Consider the following 15,385-nt stretch of genomic DNA (forward strand, 5'->3'; position numbering starts at 1 on the left):
TATAGGTCTGTCGATCGATGGGCGCGCTAGTGGACGGGAATTGGCGCTCAGTCGTCGCCGGCATACCGCCTGGCGGTGTCGAGCAGCTCGGGCGTGCCGAGCAGCGCGTTCAGCGCATCGAAATCGTTCATCTCGCCGGCGAAGGCGCGCGTGGTGCCCGCCGCCTTGAGGCCCGCGAAATAGCGTTGCAACTGGCGCGAGGCGAAGCGTACCGTGCCGCCGGGATAGATGACGATGCGATAGCCGCGCCGGCCCAGTTCGGGCGCGCTCTGGATCGGCGTCTTGCCGCCTTCGACCATATTGGCCAGCAAGGGAATGCGCGCGGCGAAACGGCCGCAGACGCGGTCCATGTCCTCGGCCGACACCACCGCCTCGATGAACAGCGCATCGACGCCGCAGGCCAGATAGGCCTCGGCGCGCTCGATCGCGGCGTCCAGACCCTCCACCGCGACGGCATCGGTGCGCGCGAGGATCAGCGTGTCGGCATCGTGCCGGGCATCCAGCGCGGCCCGCAGCTTGCCGCACATCTCGGCGGTCGACACCAGCGACTTGCCGGCCAGATGCCCGCAGCGCTTCGGAAAGCCCTGGTCCTCCAGCTGGATCATCGCGGCGCCGGCGCGCTCGAACGCACGCACCGTGCGCTGCGTGTTCAGCGCGTTGCCGTAGCCGGTATCGCCATCGACGATGATCGGCAGCGAGACGCGGTCGGCGATGCGCGCCAGCACGTCGGCGGTCTCGGTCGCCGTGGTCAGGCCCACGTCGGAGCGCCCCAGCAGCGTGTAGGCGACCGCGCCGCCGGACAGATACAGCGCCTCGAAGCCGGCCTGCTCGGCCAGCAGCGCGGACAGCGCATCGTAGACACCCGGCGCCAGCACCGGCTCCGCCTGCGCTTGCATCAGCCGCGCCTTCAGCGAGCGGGACCGTCCCGCTTCCCCCGCGGCGCCGCTCATGCGACGGCCACCGTGTTGGCGTAATCCGCCAGGATGCGCGCCATGTCCTCCTGCCGAATCTGCGGGCGCCACGGCTCGAACAGCATGTTCAGCGCCGCGGCCTGCCGCTTCTCGTAGTCCAGGAAGGCCTGTGTGATCGCGCTGCCGCGCACGCCGCCGCGCACCGAGCCGGCGCGCACGTCCCCGTAGTACTCCTTCCAGTCGTCGGGCAACGGCTGCGAGCCGGGCACCGCCAGCCACAGCCGGAACAGGTGGCGCTTGCGGTCAGGCTCGTCATGGTCCTCGAACGGCGTGCGCGAATGCAGCGTGACGTAGTTGTTCAGCAGCTGCATGTCGCCCTGCTCCAGCTCCATCGTGTAGCACAGCAGCTCGCTTGGCATCAGCTCGTCGAGCAGGTCCAGCGCCTCGATCTGCTGCGGGCCCAAGCGCGGCAATTCGGGAAAGTCGCGCTGCGCGGCCACGGTGTTCTTGCGGTTGGTGCGCGCGGCGAAGTACTCGGGATGGCTGCCGAAGATCGGGCAGCGGTAATACGGCGGCTGGCTCGGGTCCTGCGTGCCCTGGTAGCTATGGAAGAAGGTGCCCTTGAGCACCGGGATCAGGTCCGGGCGGCGGCGCTGGACCTCGTCGTACAGCGCGATCGAGCTGATCACCTTGCTGGTGCCGCCCGCCTTGGCCGTGCGGCGGCACAGCAGGCCGACCACATCGCAGGAATCCTGGTGGAAGTCGAGTCCCGCATTGGTGTTGTAGCCGCGGCCGCCCTTGACCTTGTACTCGCCGCCTTCGTTGCGCACGTCGTTCATGATCTCGCTGGCGCGGTTCTGCGTGCGAGCCACACCCATATGCAGACTCATGCCCCAGTAAGCGAGCCTTGCCTCCTGCTCGGTCCACTCGTCGACCGGGAAGCCCTTGAGCAGGCACATGCCCCAGCGGCCCTGCGTGGTGTCGATGGCTTGCCGCAGCACGTCGCGCGCGGCGTCGTTCAGCGGGAAATCGGCCTGCTCCATCTCCAGCAGCGGCTTGTTGACGGCCTTGGCATGGGCCAGTGCCTCGCGCATGCCCTGGACCTGCGCCGCGTTCAATCGCAGGACCCAGGAGCGGTCCTCGCTGGCCTGCCGCGCCGTCCAGGGCTGCGGACGTTGCGCGCGTTGCGCGGGTTCGGTTGCGGCGGTGACTGCCATCGGGACTCTCCACATGTTGTTCGATACGTTGGGAACAAGTCTAGCGAGCCGGCGTATGATGAGAAAAGCGAACTTATTTGAGATGCTTCATAAGGATTTTTGATGAAGATCGAGACCTTCCATACGCTTGCCGCCGTGCTGGAGACGGGCACCTTCGCCGCCGCGGCGCGGCAGGCCAACGTGACGCCGAGCGCCGTCAGCATGCAGATGAAGCAGCTGGAGCAGTATCTGGGCAGGCCGCTGTTCGACCGCTCGGGACTGCAGGCGCGCCCCAATCGGCTGGCTCATCAGGTTTCGGAGACGATGCAGCAGGCACTGCAGAACCTGGAGGCCCTGCGCGCGGGCAACAGCATTGCGGTGGAAGGCGTGGTGCGTCTGGGGATCATCGAATCGTTGCAGCCGGTGCTGCTGCCTGGCATCGTGCGCTTCGTGCGGGAGCGCCATCCTCGGCTCGAATTGCGGCTGGAGCGCGGCCGCAGCAGTACCCTGACCGCCTCGGTCAAGGCCGGCGAGCTCGATGCGGCGCTGGTCGCGCAACCGCCCTCGGGCGGAACCGCGCGCTTGCGCTGGACGCCGATGCTGCGCCGCGAACTGGTGCTGATCGCTCCGCCGGGCGCGATGGAAAGCAATGTGGCGTCGCTGTTCCGCCTGTACGACTGGATCCGCTACGACCGCAATACCGTGTCGGGCGCGCTGGCGGCGCAGTATGTCGGCAACCATGTGCCGGAGATCCGTGGCACCGTGGAATTCGACAGCGCGCCGGCCATCGTGGCCATGGTCAGCGCGGGACTGGGCGTGTCGATCGTGCAGTCACCGGACCCCGTGGTGCTGCAGGGATATCCGGTACGCATCGTCCGGCTCGGCCGCGCGGCGCCGGTGCTGACGCTGTCGATGGTGACCCGCAAGGCCGATGACGACAACCGCTCGGTCGCCGCCGTGCGCGACGCGATGCGGCATACCGCGGTGTCGTTTCAGCGTGCCGTGGCGGCGGCGCATTGACGCGGAGGGTCGTCAAGGGCGGTCCTTCGGGACGGTCGGTCAGGACGGTCGATCAGTAGGGTCGTTTCGGGATGGTCGTTTCAGGAAGGTCGTGCCGGACAGTCAGGACGGTCATCCAGCGCCATCGTCATGACGCCCGCCGCCGCGACGATGCGCCGGCCCGCACCGGCCCGAAGCGCTCTTCATACAGCGCCGACACCCAGTCGACAAAGACCCGCACCCGCGGCGCCAACTGGCGCTGCGAGGTGTACATGACCGACACCGGCAGCTCCGGACACGGCCAATCGGCCAGCACCTGCACCAGCCGGCCCGTGCGCAGATGGTCCTCGATGCGGAAGCGCGGCACCTGGATCAAACCGCAGCCGGCCAGCCCGGCCTGCGTATAGCACTCGGCGTCGCTGACGGTGATCCAGCCGCGTGGCTGGTATTCGACCACCTCGCCGTCGACGCGCACGGTGAACGGATAGCGGTAATCGTGATTGCGGGCGAAAAAGCCCACGCCCTGATGCCGGGCGAGTTCGTCCGGGTGGCGGGGCACGCCGTGCCGGTCCAGATAGGCCGGGCTGGCGCAGATCACCTCGGTCAGGTTGGCGAGCCGTCGCGCCACCAGCGAGGACTCGCGCGGCACGCCGGCCCGGACCACGCAATCGATGCCCTCGCCGATCAGATCGACCAGCCGGTCGCCGCTGCTGATCGCCAACTCGATATGCGGATAGCGTTGGTGGAATTCGCCGATGCGCGGCAGGATGATCATCGCCGCGTGCGTGCCATGCAGATCGAGCCGCAGCGTGCCGCGCGGATCGGTGGCGTGGCTGCTCAGCGAGGTCTCGGCATTCTCGAGTTCGGCGAGCACGCGCTTGCTGCGCTCGTAGAACGCCTGGCCGTCGAGCGTGGGGCGGACCTGGCGTGTGGTGCGTTCCAGCAGCCGGGCGCCGAGCCGCGCCTCCAGTTCCTTGATCGCATGCGTGGCCGTGGCGCGCGGGATATTGAGCGCATTGGCGGCACCGGAGAAGCTGCCGAGCTCCACGATGCGGGTAAACAGTTGCAAGGCGTCGAAGCGGTCCATGCCGTTGGGATCGATCTGCATTGAAGGTCCGGCAGAATTAACAGATCGATCGGGCGGCGGTCAATCCTTTCCTTGCCGTGGCGGCGCGCTGCCGCCGGGCCGCGCCGGGCCGTGCCGGCCTGCTCTAGGCCCGCCGGCGCGCATGCAGCGCGGCATCGACCGACCACGCTCCGCCGCCTCGCGCGGCGATCAGCAGCACCACGGCCAGCAGCACCAGCGGATATTCCATGCCCCGGTCGATCCACGCGAAGTGCTGCCGGTGGATATAGCAGATCGCGATCATCTGCACCGTCATCAGCGCTGCCAGCGGCCGGGTCCATGCCCCGGCCACCAGCATCGCACCGCCGAAGGTCTCAAGCACGGCCACCAGCCAGGCGAGCACCGGCGCGCCGGGCAGATGCAGGACCTCGGCAATCAGCCGCGTCGCGCCCGCCATTGGATCGGCCATCGAGCCGTGGCTGGTGCCCAGCAGCTTGGGAAGGCCGTGGGTCATCATCACGATGCCGAAGACGATGCGGAGCAGCAGATAGGCGACGGGTTCAAAGCGCGCGCCAGCGGCGTGCCGGCGCCGCACCGATCCATCGGACATCCCGGCAACTGCCGGCCCCGGCTGCCCCTCTTCGATGATTCGCTTCGTCATGTCTCTCTCCACCACTGCGGCACCCCGGCCGCGATGGAGCCCATTCTGTCGATGGCGGCCGGAGCGGACAATCCGGCCGCCATTGGCTTGTGTTTCCAATGGACTCCAACAATCAGGCAGAGCGCGGCACGGCAGCGGCCGGCACTACCGCATCGCGCCGATGCGCGAGCCGATACAGCACTGGCAGCACCAGCAGCGTCAGCGCGGTCGATGACAGGATGCCGCCGATCACCACGGTGGCGAGCGGCCGTTGCACCTCGGCGCCGGTGCCGGTGGCGATCGCCATCGGCACGAAGCCCAGGGAGGCCACCAGCGCCGTCATCAGTACCGGGCGCAGCCGCGTCAGCGCGCCGAGCCGGATCGCCTCGTCGAGCGGCTTGCCTTCGTCGCGCAGCGTGCGGATGAACGACAGCATCACCAGGCCGTTGAGCACCGCGACGCCCGACAGCGCGATAAAGCCGACCGCCGCGGTGATCGACAGCGGCAAGCCGCGCAGCCACAACGCCAGGATGCCGCCGGTCAGCGCGAACGGAATGCCGGTAAACACCAGCATGCCGTCCTTGATGTTGTTGAACATCGCGAACAGCAGCACGAAGACCAGCAGCAAGGCGACCGGCACGACGATCTGCAGCCGGGCCGTGGCCGAGCGCAACTGCTCGTAGGTGCCACCCCAGCCCAGCCAGTAGCCGGCCGGCACGCTGACCGCCTTGTCGATCGCGGCCTGCGCTTCGGGCACGAAGCTGCCGATATCGCGGCCGCGGACATTGGCGCTGACGACGACGCGCCGCTTGCCGTTCTCGCGCGAGATCTGGTTCGGGCCGGGCGCGATCTCGATCGTCGCGACCTCGGCCAGCGGGATATAGCTGACTCGAGCATCGGCCCCTCCGCCCTTGGGCAATGCGATCGGCAGCCGGCGCAGCGCCTCGATGTCCTGCCGGACCGTATCGGGCAGCCGCACGATGATGTCGAAGCGCCGATCGCCCTGGTAGAAAATGCCCGCCTCCTTGCCGCCGATGGCGATCGCCACGGCGTCCTGGATATCGGCCAGATTGAGCCCGTAGCGCGCCGCCTTGTGCCGGTCGATGCCGACGGTCAGCATCGGCAGGCCGGTAGTCTGCTCGACCTTGACCTCGGACGCGCCGGGCACGTCCCGCAGCACCGCCGCAATGCGTTCGGCGGTCCGGTCGAGCACCGCCTGATCGTCGCCGAAGATCTTGACCGCGACGTCGGACCGAACGCCCGAGATCAGCTCGTTGAAGCGCAGCTGGATCGGCTGCGAGAACTCGTAGCGGTTGCCCGGCAGCCTGGCGACCTCATCCTGCATCGCTTCGAGCAGCGCCTCGCGCGTCCTGGCCGGCTGCGGCCATTCGGATCGCGGCTTCAGCATGATGTAGCCGTCGGAGATATTGGGCGGCATCGGGTCGGACGCCACCTCCGCGGTGCCGGTACGCGCAAACACGCGCTCGATCTCGGGGAATTTCGCCATCAGCGTCGTTTCGAGCTGCTTCTGCATCTCGATCGACTGCGACAGACTCGTGCCGGGAATGCGCAGGGCCTGGATCGCGATATCGCCCTCGTTCAGATTGGGAATGAACTCGCTGCCGAGCCGGGACGCCATGGCCAGCGAAAGCACGACGGCGACGCCGGCAAAGGTCAGCACGACCGGCGCATTCGCCAGCGACCGCTCCAGCCAGACCGCATAGCGCCGCTTCGCCCATGCCATCAGCCGGTTCTCCTTCTCGGCGACGCGCTCGCCGATGAACAGCGCGACGGCGGCCGGCACGAACGTCACCGACAGCAGCATCGCCCCCAGCAAGGCCAGCACCACGGTGAACGCCATCGGGTGGAACATCTTGCCTTCCACGCCGGTCAGCGCAAAGATCGGCAGATAGACGATCATGATGATCAGTTGGCCGAACAGCAGCGGCCGCCGCGCCTCGCGCGCGGCCGCGAACACCTCTTCGAAGCGCTCCGACCGGGTCAGCGGCCTGCCGCGATGCGCCTGCGCATGGGCCAGTCGCCGCACGCAGTTCTCGACGATTACCACCGCGCCGTCGACGATGATGCCGAAGTCCAGCGCGCCCAGGCTCATCAGGTTCGCGCTGATCCGATAGCTGACCATGCCGGTAAAGGTAAACAGCATCGACAGCGGAATCACCAGCGCCGTGATGATGGCCGCGCGGATATTCCCGAGAAACAGGAACAGTACCGCGATCACCAGCACCGCGCCCTCGAGCAGGTTCTTCTTGACGGTGGCGATCGCCTTGTCGACCAGCCGGGTCCGATCGTAGACCGGCACGATGCGGACGCCCTGCGGCAAGGTGCGGTTGATCGCATCGACCCGCTCGCCGACGGCCTGGGCCACCGCGCGGCTGTTCTCGCCCATCAGCATGAAGACGGTACCCAGCACCACCTCCTTGCCGTTCTCGGTGGCGGCGCCGCTGCGCAGTTCCCTGCCGATGCCGACCTCGGCGATATCGCGCACGCGGATCGGTTGCCCTTGTGCGCTGCCGACGATCACGTCGCCGATGTCGGCCTCGCTGCGGACCTGGCCTGGCGCCCGCACCAGATACTGTTCGCCGCTGCGCTCGATATAGCCGGCGCCGACATTGTCGTTGTTGCGGTAGAGCGCGCTGACGACATCGGCCAGCGTCAGTCCATACGAGGCCAGCTTTTCCAGGCTCGGCGCGACCAGGTATTCCTTGTCGAAGCCGCCGATCGAATTGACCTCCGTGACGCCCGGCACATTGCGCAATTGCGGCTTGACGACCCAGTCCTGCAGCTCGCGCAGATCGGTCGGCGTGTAGGGCGAGCCATCCGGCTTGCGCGCGCCCTCCTCGGCCTCGACGGTCCACAGATAGATTTCGCCCAGTCCCGTCGAGATCGGCCCCATGGCCGGCGACACGCCGGCCGGCAGCCTCTCCGTGGCCTCCTGGATGCGCTGGTTCACGAGCTGGCGTGCGAAATGAATGTCCGTGCCTTCGTGGAAGATCACGGTGACCTGCGACAGCCCGTAGCGCGAGAGCGAACGGGTCTGCTCGAGGCCCGGCAGGCCCGCCATCGCGGTTTCGATCGGATAGGTGATCCGCTGCTCCGTCTCCAGCGGCGAATAGCCCGGCGCCGAGGTATTGATCTGGACCTGGACGTTGGTGATGTCGGGCACGGCGTCGATCGGCAGGCGCGTGTAGCTGAGCGCGCCCAATACCGCCATGCCGAGCACGGCGAGCAGCACCAGCCAGCGCTGCACGATGGCGAAACGGATGACACGTTCGAACATGGCGACCTCCCGTGTCAGTGCTCGTGCCCGGCAGCGTCCTTGCCGAGGTCGGACTTCAGCACGAAGCTGTTGCGGGCGGCATAGCGCACGCCCGGGCGAAGCCCCTCGCGGATCTCGACCAGCTGGCCGTCGCTGCGTCCCGGCACGACGCGTTGCGCGACAAAGCCCTTCGGGCCGGCGACGAACACCACGCGCTTGCCGTCGACTTCCTGGATCGCATCGGCCTGCACCGCGACGGGAACTGCCGCCTTGGCGGTCAGCACCTCGACCGTGACGAACAGGCCGGGCCGCCAGGCCAGATTCGGATTCGTCAGCGTCACGCGCGCCTTGGCCGTGCGGGTTTGCTCGCCCAGCAGCGAGCCGACATACGAGATCTTCCCTTCGGCCTTGCCGTCGGACGCGGCCGAACGGATCCGCGCCGTCTCGCCGACGCGCACGTGTTCCAGATCCTTGGCGGCAACGACGAATTCGGCCCAGACGGTCGACAGGTCCGAGATCGTGAAGATATTGGCGTTGTCCGCCACGGCCTCGCCCAGGGCCAGGTGTTTCTCGACGATGACGCCGTCGAATGGCGCGCGCAGCTCGAACTGGTTGAGCCGCGCCGCCGAAGGCGTGGCACCGACCGCGGTCAGCTTCTGCTGCGCGTTCTGCACGGCGATGCGGGCCTCCTCCAGCGCCGCCCTGGCCTGCAGATAGTCCTGCTCGGCGGAAATCTTTTCTTCCCACAGCTTGCGTTCGCGCTGGTAGGTCGCGCGGGCAAGCTCCATGCGGCGTTGCGCGGCAAGCAGCTCGCTGCGCTGATCCGACAGCGCGGTGCTGGCGATCACCGCCAGCAATTGCCCCTTCCTGACCTGCTCGCCCAGCGTGGCCGGCACGCTTTCGGCGACGCCCGCCAGACGCGGCACCACGTGCGCGGTGCGGTCCTCGTTGAAGCGGATTTCGCCGGGAAACTGCAGTCCCGACTGGATCGTCGCGGGGCCGGCGGTCTCGATCGCGATGCCGGCGCGCTGGATCTGTTCGTCGGTCAGCGCGATGGGCGCGTCGGCGTCGGCATGCTTGTCCGCGGCCGGCGTCGCGGCGGAAGCGGATGCCTGCCCGGCGCCATGCGCGTGCGCGTCGCCGTGGGCGTCATGCGCGCCGTGTGGGTCCGAGCCTGAGCGGCCGGTCAGCAGCACGGCCGCGGTCGCCAGCGTGCCGGCCGCGAGAATGGCCGCGATGGCGGCCTTTTGCTTCGGTGTGATTGCCATGATTGAAATCGGTCCTGATCAGCGTCCGACGATGCGGTCGATGGTGGTAGCCGCCTGATAGGCGCGGGCCAGCACGCCGAGGTAGCGGATGCGCGCCTGGAACAGCGTGCGCTGGGCGTCGAGCACGTTCAGGAAGTCGAACTTGCCGGCCTCGAAGCCGCGCGTGGCGGCCTCGTAGGCGCGCTCGGCCGCGGGCAGCACGGTGGTCTTGAGCGTCTGCGCGGAGCTGCGCGATACCGTCAGCTGGTTGCTCGCCTGTTGCAGCTCGTTGGTCAGCCGGATGCGGTTGGCGAGAAATTCGTCCGCGGCCTTGTCGGCGCGCCGGATCGATTCGTACAGATTGCCCTGGTTGCGGTCGAACAGCGGCAGCGGTATCGCCACGCCGAGCACCGGCATGGTGCGATTGGCCTCGTTGTCCCGCTTGGTGCCCACGCTGACCGTGATATCGGGATAGCGGCGGCTGTGTTCGACATCGACCAGCGCCTGCCGGCGTCCCACTTCGAGACGGCTGCTCTGCAGCAGCGGCGAGTCCTCCAGCGCGGCCAGCAGCTGCTCGGGCGCGGGACGGGACGGCAGCGCATCGAGGTCGCCGCGGACTTCGGTGAATTGCGGCGAGGCATTGCCCCACAGCGCGGCCAGCGCCTGCCGGGACGACTGCAGTTCGGCCGTGGCGTCGGCCAGTTCCAGTTCGGCATTGGCCTGCTCCACCGCGGCCCGGGTCTCCTCCAGCGGAGAGACCTTGCCCGCGGCGACGCGTCTTGCCGCCGCATCGGTGCCCTTGCGCGCGATGTCGACCGAGGCGGCGGCCAGCCTGACGCGCTCCTGGGCCACCGCCACGCCGAAGAAGGCGGCGATCACCGTGGCGCGCAAGTCGGCCTGGGTGCTGCGCCATTGCGCCTGGGCGACGTCGCGGCCCAGCTCGGCGGCGGAGATGCGGGCCGCGCGCTTGCCGCCCAGTTCGATCGGCAGATTGAGCTGCGCCGTGGTGGCGCGGGTCTCGCGCCGCGTGTCCTCCATGGCGAGCGCCACTTCGGGATTGCGCAGCGTGCGGGCCTGGCGGATCGCGCCTTCGGTGGCGTCGAGCTCCCTGGCCGCGGCCGAAAGCGAGAAATTGCCCGCGGCGGCCAGCGCCAGCGCCGTGTCGAGCGTCAGCGGTTCAGCGGCCTCGCGTGGCCATGCGGAGGGCCCGGGCGCGGCTGGCTGTGCTTGTGGGTATGGCTGAAGGTATGGCTGAGCGTATGGCTGAGAGGCTGACTGCGGGGATGGCTGTGCCCCAGCCCGGCCCGGACCAACAAGAATCGCCGCCATGCACAGCGGCACCATGAATCGTCGCATCGAATTGCACCTGGAAAAGACACCAAGGGAATCCGGCGAGACGGGAATTCAGCAGGAAATCGAACCGTTCGTCTCGCCGCTCAAGCGAGACGACGCCACTGCGGGCGATCGGGGGCGCGGGGATGGAGAGAGGTGTAGTGGAAATCGTGCGTCACCAGCACGGTCCGCGGCAGGCGCAGCGCCGGCAGGACGGCCGGCTCGGGGCAGGCGAACGGCAGCGAAGCGAGATGGCAGGTGCCGCAGTCGGGATCGAACAGGCCCTTGGCGTCGGTGCCGTGATTGGCGTCGGCCCTGGTGGTGGCGTTGTGATCGGCGTTGTGATCGGCCGCGTTGTCGGCACCGAGATTAGCTCGGTTATCGGCTCCGCCAACGACCTTGGCGTACGTCCCGGCCTCGGCGTTGCCGTCGCCCCGATGCTCGTGCTGATGATGGCCCAGATGCCATTTGGCCGCCGGCCGCTGTTCGTGCTGGCAATACGCCGTGGCCGCGGCCCAGGCGGACTGGAGCGGCAACAGCAATACCAGAAGGATCAGGAAGAACCGGCGCATCGACGATCAGGACAAGGGCTGCGGGCGGCGCAGGGCTTGATGCCCCCGTGGTGCCTCCGCGAGCGGCAAAGTGTACCGCAAACATCCCCTGCCCTTCAGACCGATGCGAAGCGTCGGCCGGCGATGTCAGTCCCGCGCGTCGGGATCGCCGTGTGTCGCCAGCGCGCGCAGCCTGTCGAGAAAGATGTCGACGACCCGGGCCGCGTTGCCATCGGAAAAACCGGCGCTGTGCGGCGTCACGATGACGTTGGGCATGTCCCACAGCGGCGATTCGGCCGGCAAGGGCTCGTGGGCGAACACATCCAGGTAGGCGCCGGCGAGCCTGCCCTCGCTTAGCGCGGCGATCAGGGCCGGCTCGTCGACGACTTCGCCGCGGGCGACGTTGATCAGGTGCGCCCCTTCCGGCAAGCGCGCCAGCGCATCGGCGCCGACCAGCCCACGGGTTTCGTCGGTCAGCGGACAGGCCAGCACCAGCCAGTCCGTGCGCGGCAGCACCTCGGGCAGCGTCCGGTATGTCACGGTCTGATAGTCCGGGCCGGCTGAGTCGGGACGTTGCCGCACCGCCACCACGCGCATGCCGAGGGCGTGCAGGACCGCGCCGATCTGCTGGCCGATCGGTCCCCAGCCGACAACGGTCGCCGTCTGTCCGTGCAGGTCGCGCGGCATGCCGGTGGCGATCAGCGGCGCCCATTGGCGTTCCCGCTGCGCAGCCAGCATCCGGGGAAACTGGCGCGCCAGCGTCAGCAGACCGGCCAACGCCGTTTGCGCCACCACGCTGGCATTGGCACCGGACGAGGTGGTCACCTTGACGCCGCGCTCGCGCAACTGGATGTAGACCGGCCGGTCCGCACCGGCCGAATGCACATGGGTCCAGCGCAGCGACGGCGCCTCGAGCAGCGCGGTGTAGAAGCGCTGCGTCGACGGCAATACCTCATGCTTGGTCGACAGGCCGGTGACATCGCGCGAGACGAAGGCGATATCGGCGTCGACGGCGCGCGGGTCATCGATGGCGGGCGCGAGCACCGCGGTCCACGGACGGTCCTGCAGCACCGCGGCGATGGCCTCGCCATGGGCCTGCAGGGCCGGCTCGGACAACAGGATGCGCAATGGCGCGGGACGCGGAGAAGCGGTCATGGTGTCGGCGTATCGGATGCGGGGCTTCAGTCTACCGAAGCGCCCGAGGCGCGCACGACGAGCTTCCACTTCTCGTATTCGGCGCGGGTGAACTTGCCGAACTGCTGCGGCGTGCCGCCGACCGGATCGGCGCCCTCGCGGATCATTTGCGCCTGCAGCGACGGCAGCACCTCGTTGACGGCGCGGTTGATCTTCATCACGACGGCCTCGGGCGTGCCCTTGGGCGCGAAGAAGCCAAACCACGAACCGGCCTCGAAGCCGGGGAAGCCCTTCTCGGCGACCGTCGGCAGATCGGGCAGCGAACGCGAGCGTTTGGCGCTGGTCACGGCCAGCGCGCGCAGCTTGCCGCTCTGGATGTGGGAGATCACCGACGGAATGGTGGCGAACATGAACTGCACGCGGGCGGACAGCAGGTCGTTCAGCGCGTCTGCGCCCTTGTAGGGGATATGCGTGGCGGATGCCCCGATCCGCTCGGTCAGCATGAAGCCGGACAGGTGCGAGGAGGTGCCCACGCCCGTCGAGCTGTAGTTCAGCTTGCCGGGGTTGGCCTTCAGATAGGCGACGAACTCGTCCAGGTTCTTGACGGGCAACGAGGGATGGACCACCAGCACGTTCGGCACATCGGCGATCTGCACGACCGGCACCAGATCCGTCAGCGGGTCGTAGCTCAGCCGCTTGTACAGCGTCTGGTTGATCGAGATCGGCCCGACCGAATTGACCAGCAGCGTATAGCCGTCGGCCGGCGCGCGGACGACGAACTCCGTGCCGATATTGCCGCCGGCGCCGGGACGATTGTCGACGACGAACGACTGCTTGAAGCGCTGCGCCAGCTGCTGGCTGACATTGCGCGCCAGGATGTCGGTGGTGCCGCCAGGGGTGAAGGCCACCACCACGCGTACCGGCTTGGTGGGATAGTCGGCCGCATGGACCTGCGGTGTCAAAGCCGCGGTGGCGGCGATCATCGCCGGCGCGATGGCGCGGACGATCGGTTTGGTGAAACGGAACATCGTTGTCTCCTCGTTGCTTGTTGTGTATGGCCGACCGCCGTGTGTCACGGACCTAAAAGCCGTAGAGCCGCGCCGGATTGGTGACCAGCACGCGTTCGCGCGCCTCCGCGTCGGGCAGCCAGCGCGCCAGCAGGTTGAACAGCACGCCGTCGTCGGGCATCAGGTGCGGCTCGAAGTAATTGATATGCGGCCAGTCGGAGCCCCAGACCACCTGGTCGGGATTGGCCTTCAGCAGCGCCGTGGCGAACGGGTCCACCTCGTAGTAAGGCGCGCCGCCGGGATTCAGGCGATCGGCTCCGGATATCTTGGTCCAGGCCACGCCCTCGGCCAGCATCGCGCACAGCGTCTGGAAGCCGGGGTCGCCAACCCCGCGTGCGGTCGACATCCGGCCCATGTGGTCGACCACCAGCGGCAAGCCAAGCGCCTTCAGGCGCGGACCCAGTTCGACCAGGTCCGGCGCGTGAATCCAGATCTGCGCGTGCCAGCCGCGTTCGCGCAGGCGCGGTGCCATCGCTTCGAGCACGTCGATGCCGACGCCGTTGCGGTAGACCGCATGGCCGTCGACCCGATACAGGTTGATGCGCACACCCCGCACGCCGGCCTCGTGCCAGGCATCGAGCTCGGCGTCGGTGGTATCGGCGCACGGCACGGCGATGCCGCGCAGCCGCGTCGGATAGCGCCGCAGCGCATCGACGACCACGGCGTTGCCCGCGCCGGTGCCGCTGGCGCTGGCGGTCACCAGCACGCCGCGCGTCAGGCCGAGCGCGTCGAGATGCGCGATGAACGCCTCGGCGGGATAGGCCGCCGGCGTATAGCTGCGATCGCCGGCGAGCGGAAATCGCTCGAACGGGCCGAACACATGGGCATGGCTGTCGCACGCGCCCGGCGGCGCGCGAAAGGCCGGCGGCGTGATGTGCTCGCGGGCAGGCAGGCAGGGGCGCGTCATCGCGGCAGCTCGCAAGCGGGTTTCATGCCGGCGCTCATTCCGCGGCCTTCAGCCGGCCCGCGGACGCCAGCGTCTGCGCGCGCGCATCCTCGCGCTGCAGCAGCGTCGACAGCTCCTGCGGCGACGATGGATGCGCGACGCTGCCGACCGTCAGCAGCCGGCTCTTCACCGCCCCTTCGGCCAGCGCCTTGCGCAGCGCGGCGTTGATGGTGTCCACCACCGCGGCCGGCGTGCCGGCCGGCGCCAGCAGGCCGGTCGCGGTGGTCGCCTCGAAGTTGGCCAGGCCGGCCTCGCGCAGCGTCGGCACCTTGGGCAAGGCCGCATCGCGCTCGCGCGACATCACCGCCAATGCGCGCAGCGCGCCGGACTGGATATGCGGGGCCGAGCTGGTCAGCTGGTCCACCACCATGTCGATCTGGCCGCCCATCAGGTCGACCAGCGCCGGCGCCGAGCCCTTGTAGGGCACCTGATTGAGCCGGATGCCGGCTGCGTCTTCCAGCTGCAGCATCGCCATATGGTTGGTCGTGCCCGGACCGGCATGGCCGGCGGCGAGCTTGCCCGCGTTGCTCTTCGCGTACGCCAGCAGCGACTGGATATCGCGGAAGCGCTTGTCGTCGCCCTTGACCACCACCACCAGCGCGGTGGTCGACACCAGGCCGACCGGGTGGAAGCTGGCCAGCTTGAAGTTGGTCTTCGTCATGCGCGGCAGCACCACGATCGCGTTGGGCGTGGTGACCAGCAGCGTGCTGCCGTCGGGCTCGGCCCGCGACACCAGCGTGGCGCCGATCACGCCGCCGGCGCCGGGCCGGTTGTCGACGATCACGTTGCGGCCCAGGCCCTGCTCCAGCGCCGGCGCGATCGCGCGGGCGACCACGTCGAGGTTGCCGCCCGGCGCAAACGGCACCACCAGCGTCACCGGCTTGTTGGGCAGCGACTGCGCACGCGCGGCGGTCATCACCATGGGGGCGGCGCCAAGCGCCAGCATCTGCGCCAGCAGGCGTCTGCGGTTCATCGTGGTCTCCATCCTGCAAACTTGTTCTTGTTCGGCGGGGGGCGCC

At 68.6% G+C, this 15,385-nt stretch carries 13 protein-coding genes; 1 reads left to right on the plus strand and 12 read right to left on the minus strand.

Annotated elements, in window-relative coordinates; all coding sequences use genetic code 11:
- Positions 1-47 precede the first annotated feature (47 nt).
- Both KZ686_RS16205 and KZ686_RS16210 read right to left on the minus strand, forming a co-directional pair.
- Positions 48-950, minus strand: coding sequence for an isocitrate lyase/PEP mutase family protein (locus KZ686_RS16205; protein WP_150083507.1), 903 nt, complete (start codon positions 948-950; stop codon positions 48-50).
- Entirely contained in the window at positions 947-2,128 is a 1,182-nt protein-coding gene (locus tag KZ686_RS16210; protein WP_265634208.1) for a TauD/TfdA family dioxygenase, read from the minus strand. The genes KZ686_RS16205 and KZ686_RS16210 overlap by 4 nt, the downstream gene beginning before the upstream one ends.
- 102 nt (positions 2,129-2,230) lie before the next feature.
- Between KZ686_RS16210 and KZ686_RS16215 the strand changes: the two genes are divergently transcribed.
- Positions 2,231-3,127: a LysR family transcriptional regulator gene (locus tag KZ686_RS16215; protein WP_149318230.1), complete on the plus strand. Its 897-nt coding sequence runs from the start codon at positions 2,231-2,233 to the stop codon at positions 3,125-3,127.
- Between the two features lie 127 nt (positions 3,128-3,254).
- On the opposite strand, the gene KZ686_RS16220 is transcribed toward KZ686_RS16215, so the two are convergent.
- From KZ686_RS16220 to KZ686_RS16265, 10 genes are all read right to left on the minus strand, one after another.
- Positions 3,255-4,193, minus strand: a complete 939-nt coding sequence (locus tag KZ686_RS16220) for a LysR family transcriptional regulator (protein WP_265635451.1) — start codon at positions 4,191-4,193, stop codon at positions 3,255-3,257.
- 124 nt (positions 4,194-4,317) lie between these two features.
- Positions 4,318-4,833: a DoxX family protein gene (locus tag KZ686_RS16225; RefSeq protein ID WP_226105434.1), complete on the minus strand. Its 516-nt coding sequence runs from the start codon at positions 4,831-4,833 to the stop codon at positions 4,318-4,320.
- A gap of 112 nt (positions 4,834-4,945) precedes the next feature.
- Complete coding sequence (locus KZ686_RS16230) at positions 4,946-8,110, minus strand: CusA/CzcA family heavy metal efflux RND transporter (protein WP_265634210.1); 3,165 nt, start codon at positions 8,108-8,110, stop codon at positions 4,946-4,948.
- 14 nt (positions 8,111-8,124) lie between these two features.
- Positions 8,125-9,357, minus strand: a complete 1,233-nt coding sequence (locus KZ686_RS16235; RefSeq protein ID WP_265634211.1) for an efflux RND transporter periplasmic adaptor subunit — start codon at positions 9,355-9,357, stop codon at positions 8,125-8,127.
- A gap of 18 nt (positions 9,358-9,375) precedes the next feature.
- On the minus strand, positions 9,376-10,692 hold the full coding sequence (locus KZ686_RS16240) for a TolC family protein (protein ID WP_265634213.1): 1,317 nt from the start codon (positions 10,690-10,692) through the stop codon (positions 9,376-9,378).
- A gap of 80 nt (positions 10,693-10,772) precedes the next feature.
- Positions 10,773-11,240 (minus strand): cobalt-zinc-cadmium resistance protein, encoded by a 468-nt coding sequence (locus KZ686_RS25475; RefSeq protein WP_322784955.1) that lies wholly within the window; start codon positions 11,238-11,240, stop codon positions 10,773-10,775.
- Between the two features lie 126 nt (positions 11,241-11,366).
- Positions 11,367-12,374 carry a D-2-hydroxyacid dehydrogenase gene (locus KZ686_RS16250; protein ID WP_265634215.1) on the minus strand — a complete coding sequence of 336 codons (1,008 nt, stop codon included), beginning with the start codon at positions 12,372-12,374 and terminating at the stop codon, positions 11,367-11,369.
- A gap of 26 nt (positions 12,375-12,400) precedes the next feature.
- Complete coding sequence (locus KZ686_RS16255) at positions 12,401-13,336, minus strand: Bug family tripartite tricarboxylate transporter substrate binding protein (protein WP_407648640.1); 936 nt, start codon at positions 13,334-13,336, stop codon at positions 12,401-12,403.
- Positions 13,337-13,433: 97 nt separating this feature from the next.
- Positions 13,434-14,327, minus strand: coding sequence for an amidohydrolase family protein (locus KZ686_RS16260; RefSeq protein WP_150083499.1), 894 nt, complete (start codon positions 14,325-14,327; stop codon positions 13,434-13,436).
- Positions 14,328-14,361: 34 nt separating this feature from the next.
- On the minus strand, positions 14,362-15,339 hold the full coding sequence (locus KZ686_RS16265; RefSeq protein ID WP_265634221.1) for a Bug family tripartite tricarboxylate transporter substrate binding protein: 978 nt from the start codon (positions 15,337-15,339) through the stop codon (positions 14,362-14,364).
- Between the last annotated feature and the right edge of the window lie 46 nt (positions 15,340-15,385).

Origin of the sequence: Cupriavidus cauae, from assembly GCF_026210475.1 — a bacterium.
Taxonomy (GTDB): domain Bacteria; phylum Pseudomonadota; class Gammaproteobacteria; order Burkholderiales; family Burkholderiaceae; genus Cupriavidus; species Cupriavidus cauae.

Bases quoted from the DNA above. Each gene is read 5' to 3' on its own strand.
- KZ686_RS16205 (WP_150083507.1), bottom strand. From the start codon at position 950: ATGAGCGGCGCCGCGGGGGAAGCGGGACGGTCCCGCTCGCTGAAGGCG.
- KZ686_RS16210 (WP_265634208.1), bottom strand. From the start codon at position 2,128: ATGGCAGTCACCGCCGCAACCGAACCCGCGCAACGCGCGCAACGTCCG.
- KZ686_RS16215 (WP_149318230.1), top strand. From the start codon at position 2,231: ATGAAGATCGAGACCTTCCATACGCTTGCCGCCGTGCTGGAGACGGGC.
- KZ686_RS16220 (WP_265635451.1), bottom strand. From the start codon at position 4,193: ATGGACCGCTTCGACGCCTTGCAACTGTTTACCCGCATCGTGGAGCTC.
- KZ686_RS16225 (WP_226105434.1), bottom strand. From the start codon at position 4,833: ATGACGAAGCGAATCATCGAAGAGGGGCAGCCGGGGCCGGCAGTTGCC.
- KZ686_RS16230 (WP_265634210.1), bottom strand. From the start codon at position 8,110: ATGTTCGAACGTGTCATCCGTTTCGCCATCGTGCAGCGCTGGCTGGTG.
- KZ686_RS16235 (WP_265634211.1), bottom strand. From the start codon at position 9,357: ATGGCAATCACACCGAAGCAAAAGGCCGCCATCGCGGCCATTCTCGCG.
- KZ686_RS16240 (WP_265634213.1), bottom strand. From the start codon at position 10,692: ATGCGACGATTCATGGTGCCGCTGTGCATGGCGGCGATTCTTGTTGGT.
- KZ686_RS25475 (WP_322784955.1), bottom strand. From the start codon at position 11,240: ATGCGCCGGTTCTTCCTGATCCTTCTGGTATTGCTGTTGCCGCTCCAG.
- KZ686_RS16250 (WP_265634215.1), bottom strand. From the start codon at position 12,374: ATGACCGCTTCTCCGCGTCCCGCGCCATTGCGCATCCTGTTGTCCGAG.
- KZ686_RS16255 (WP_407648640.1), bottom strand. From the start codon at position 13,336: ATGATCGCCGCCACCGCGGCTTTGACACCGCAGGTCCATGCGGCCGAC.
- KZ686_RS16260 (WP_150083499.1), bottom strand. From the start codon at position 14,327: ATGACGCGCCCCTGCCTGCCTGCCCGCGAGCACATCACGCCGCCGGCC.
- KZ686_RS16265 (WP_265634221.1), bottom strand. From the start codon at position 15,339: ATGAACCGCAGACGCCTGCTGGCGCAGATGCTGGCGCTTGGCGCCGCC.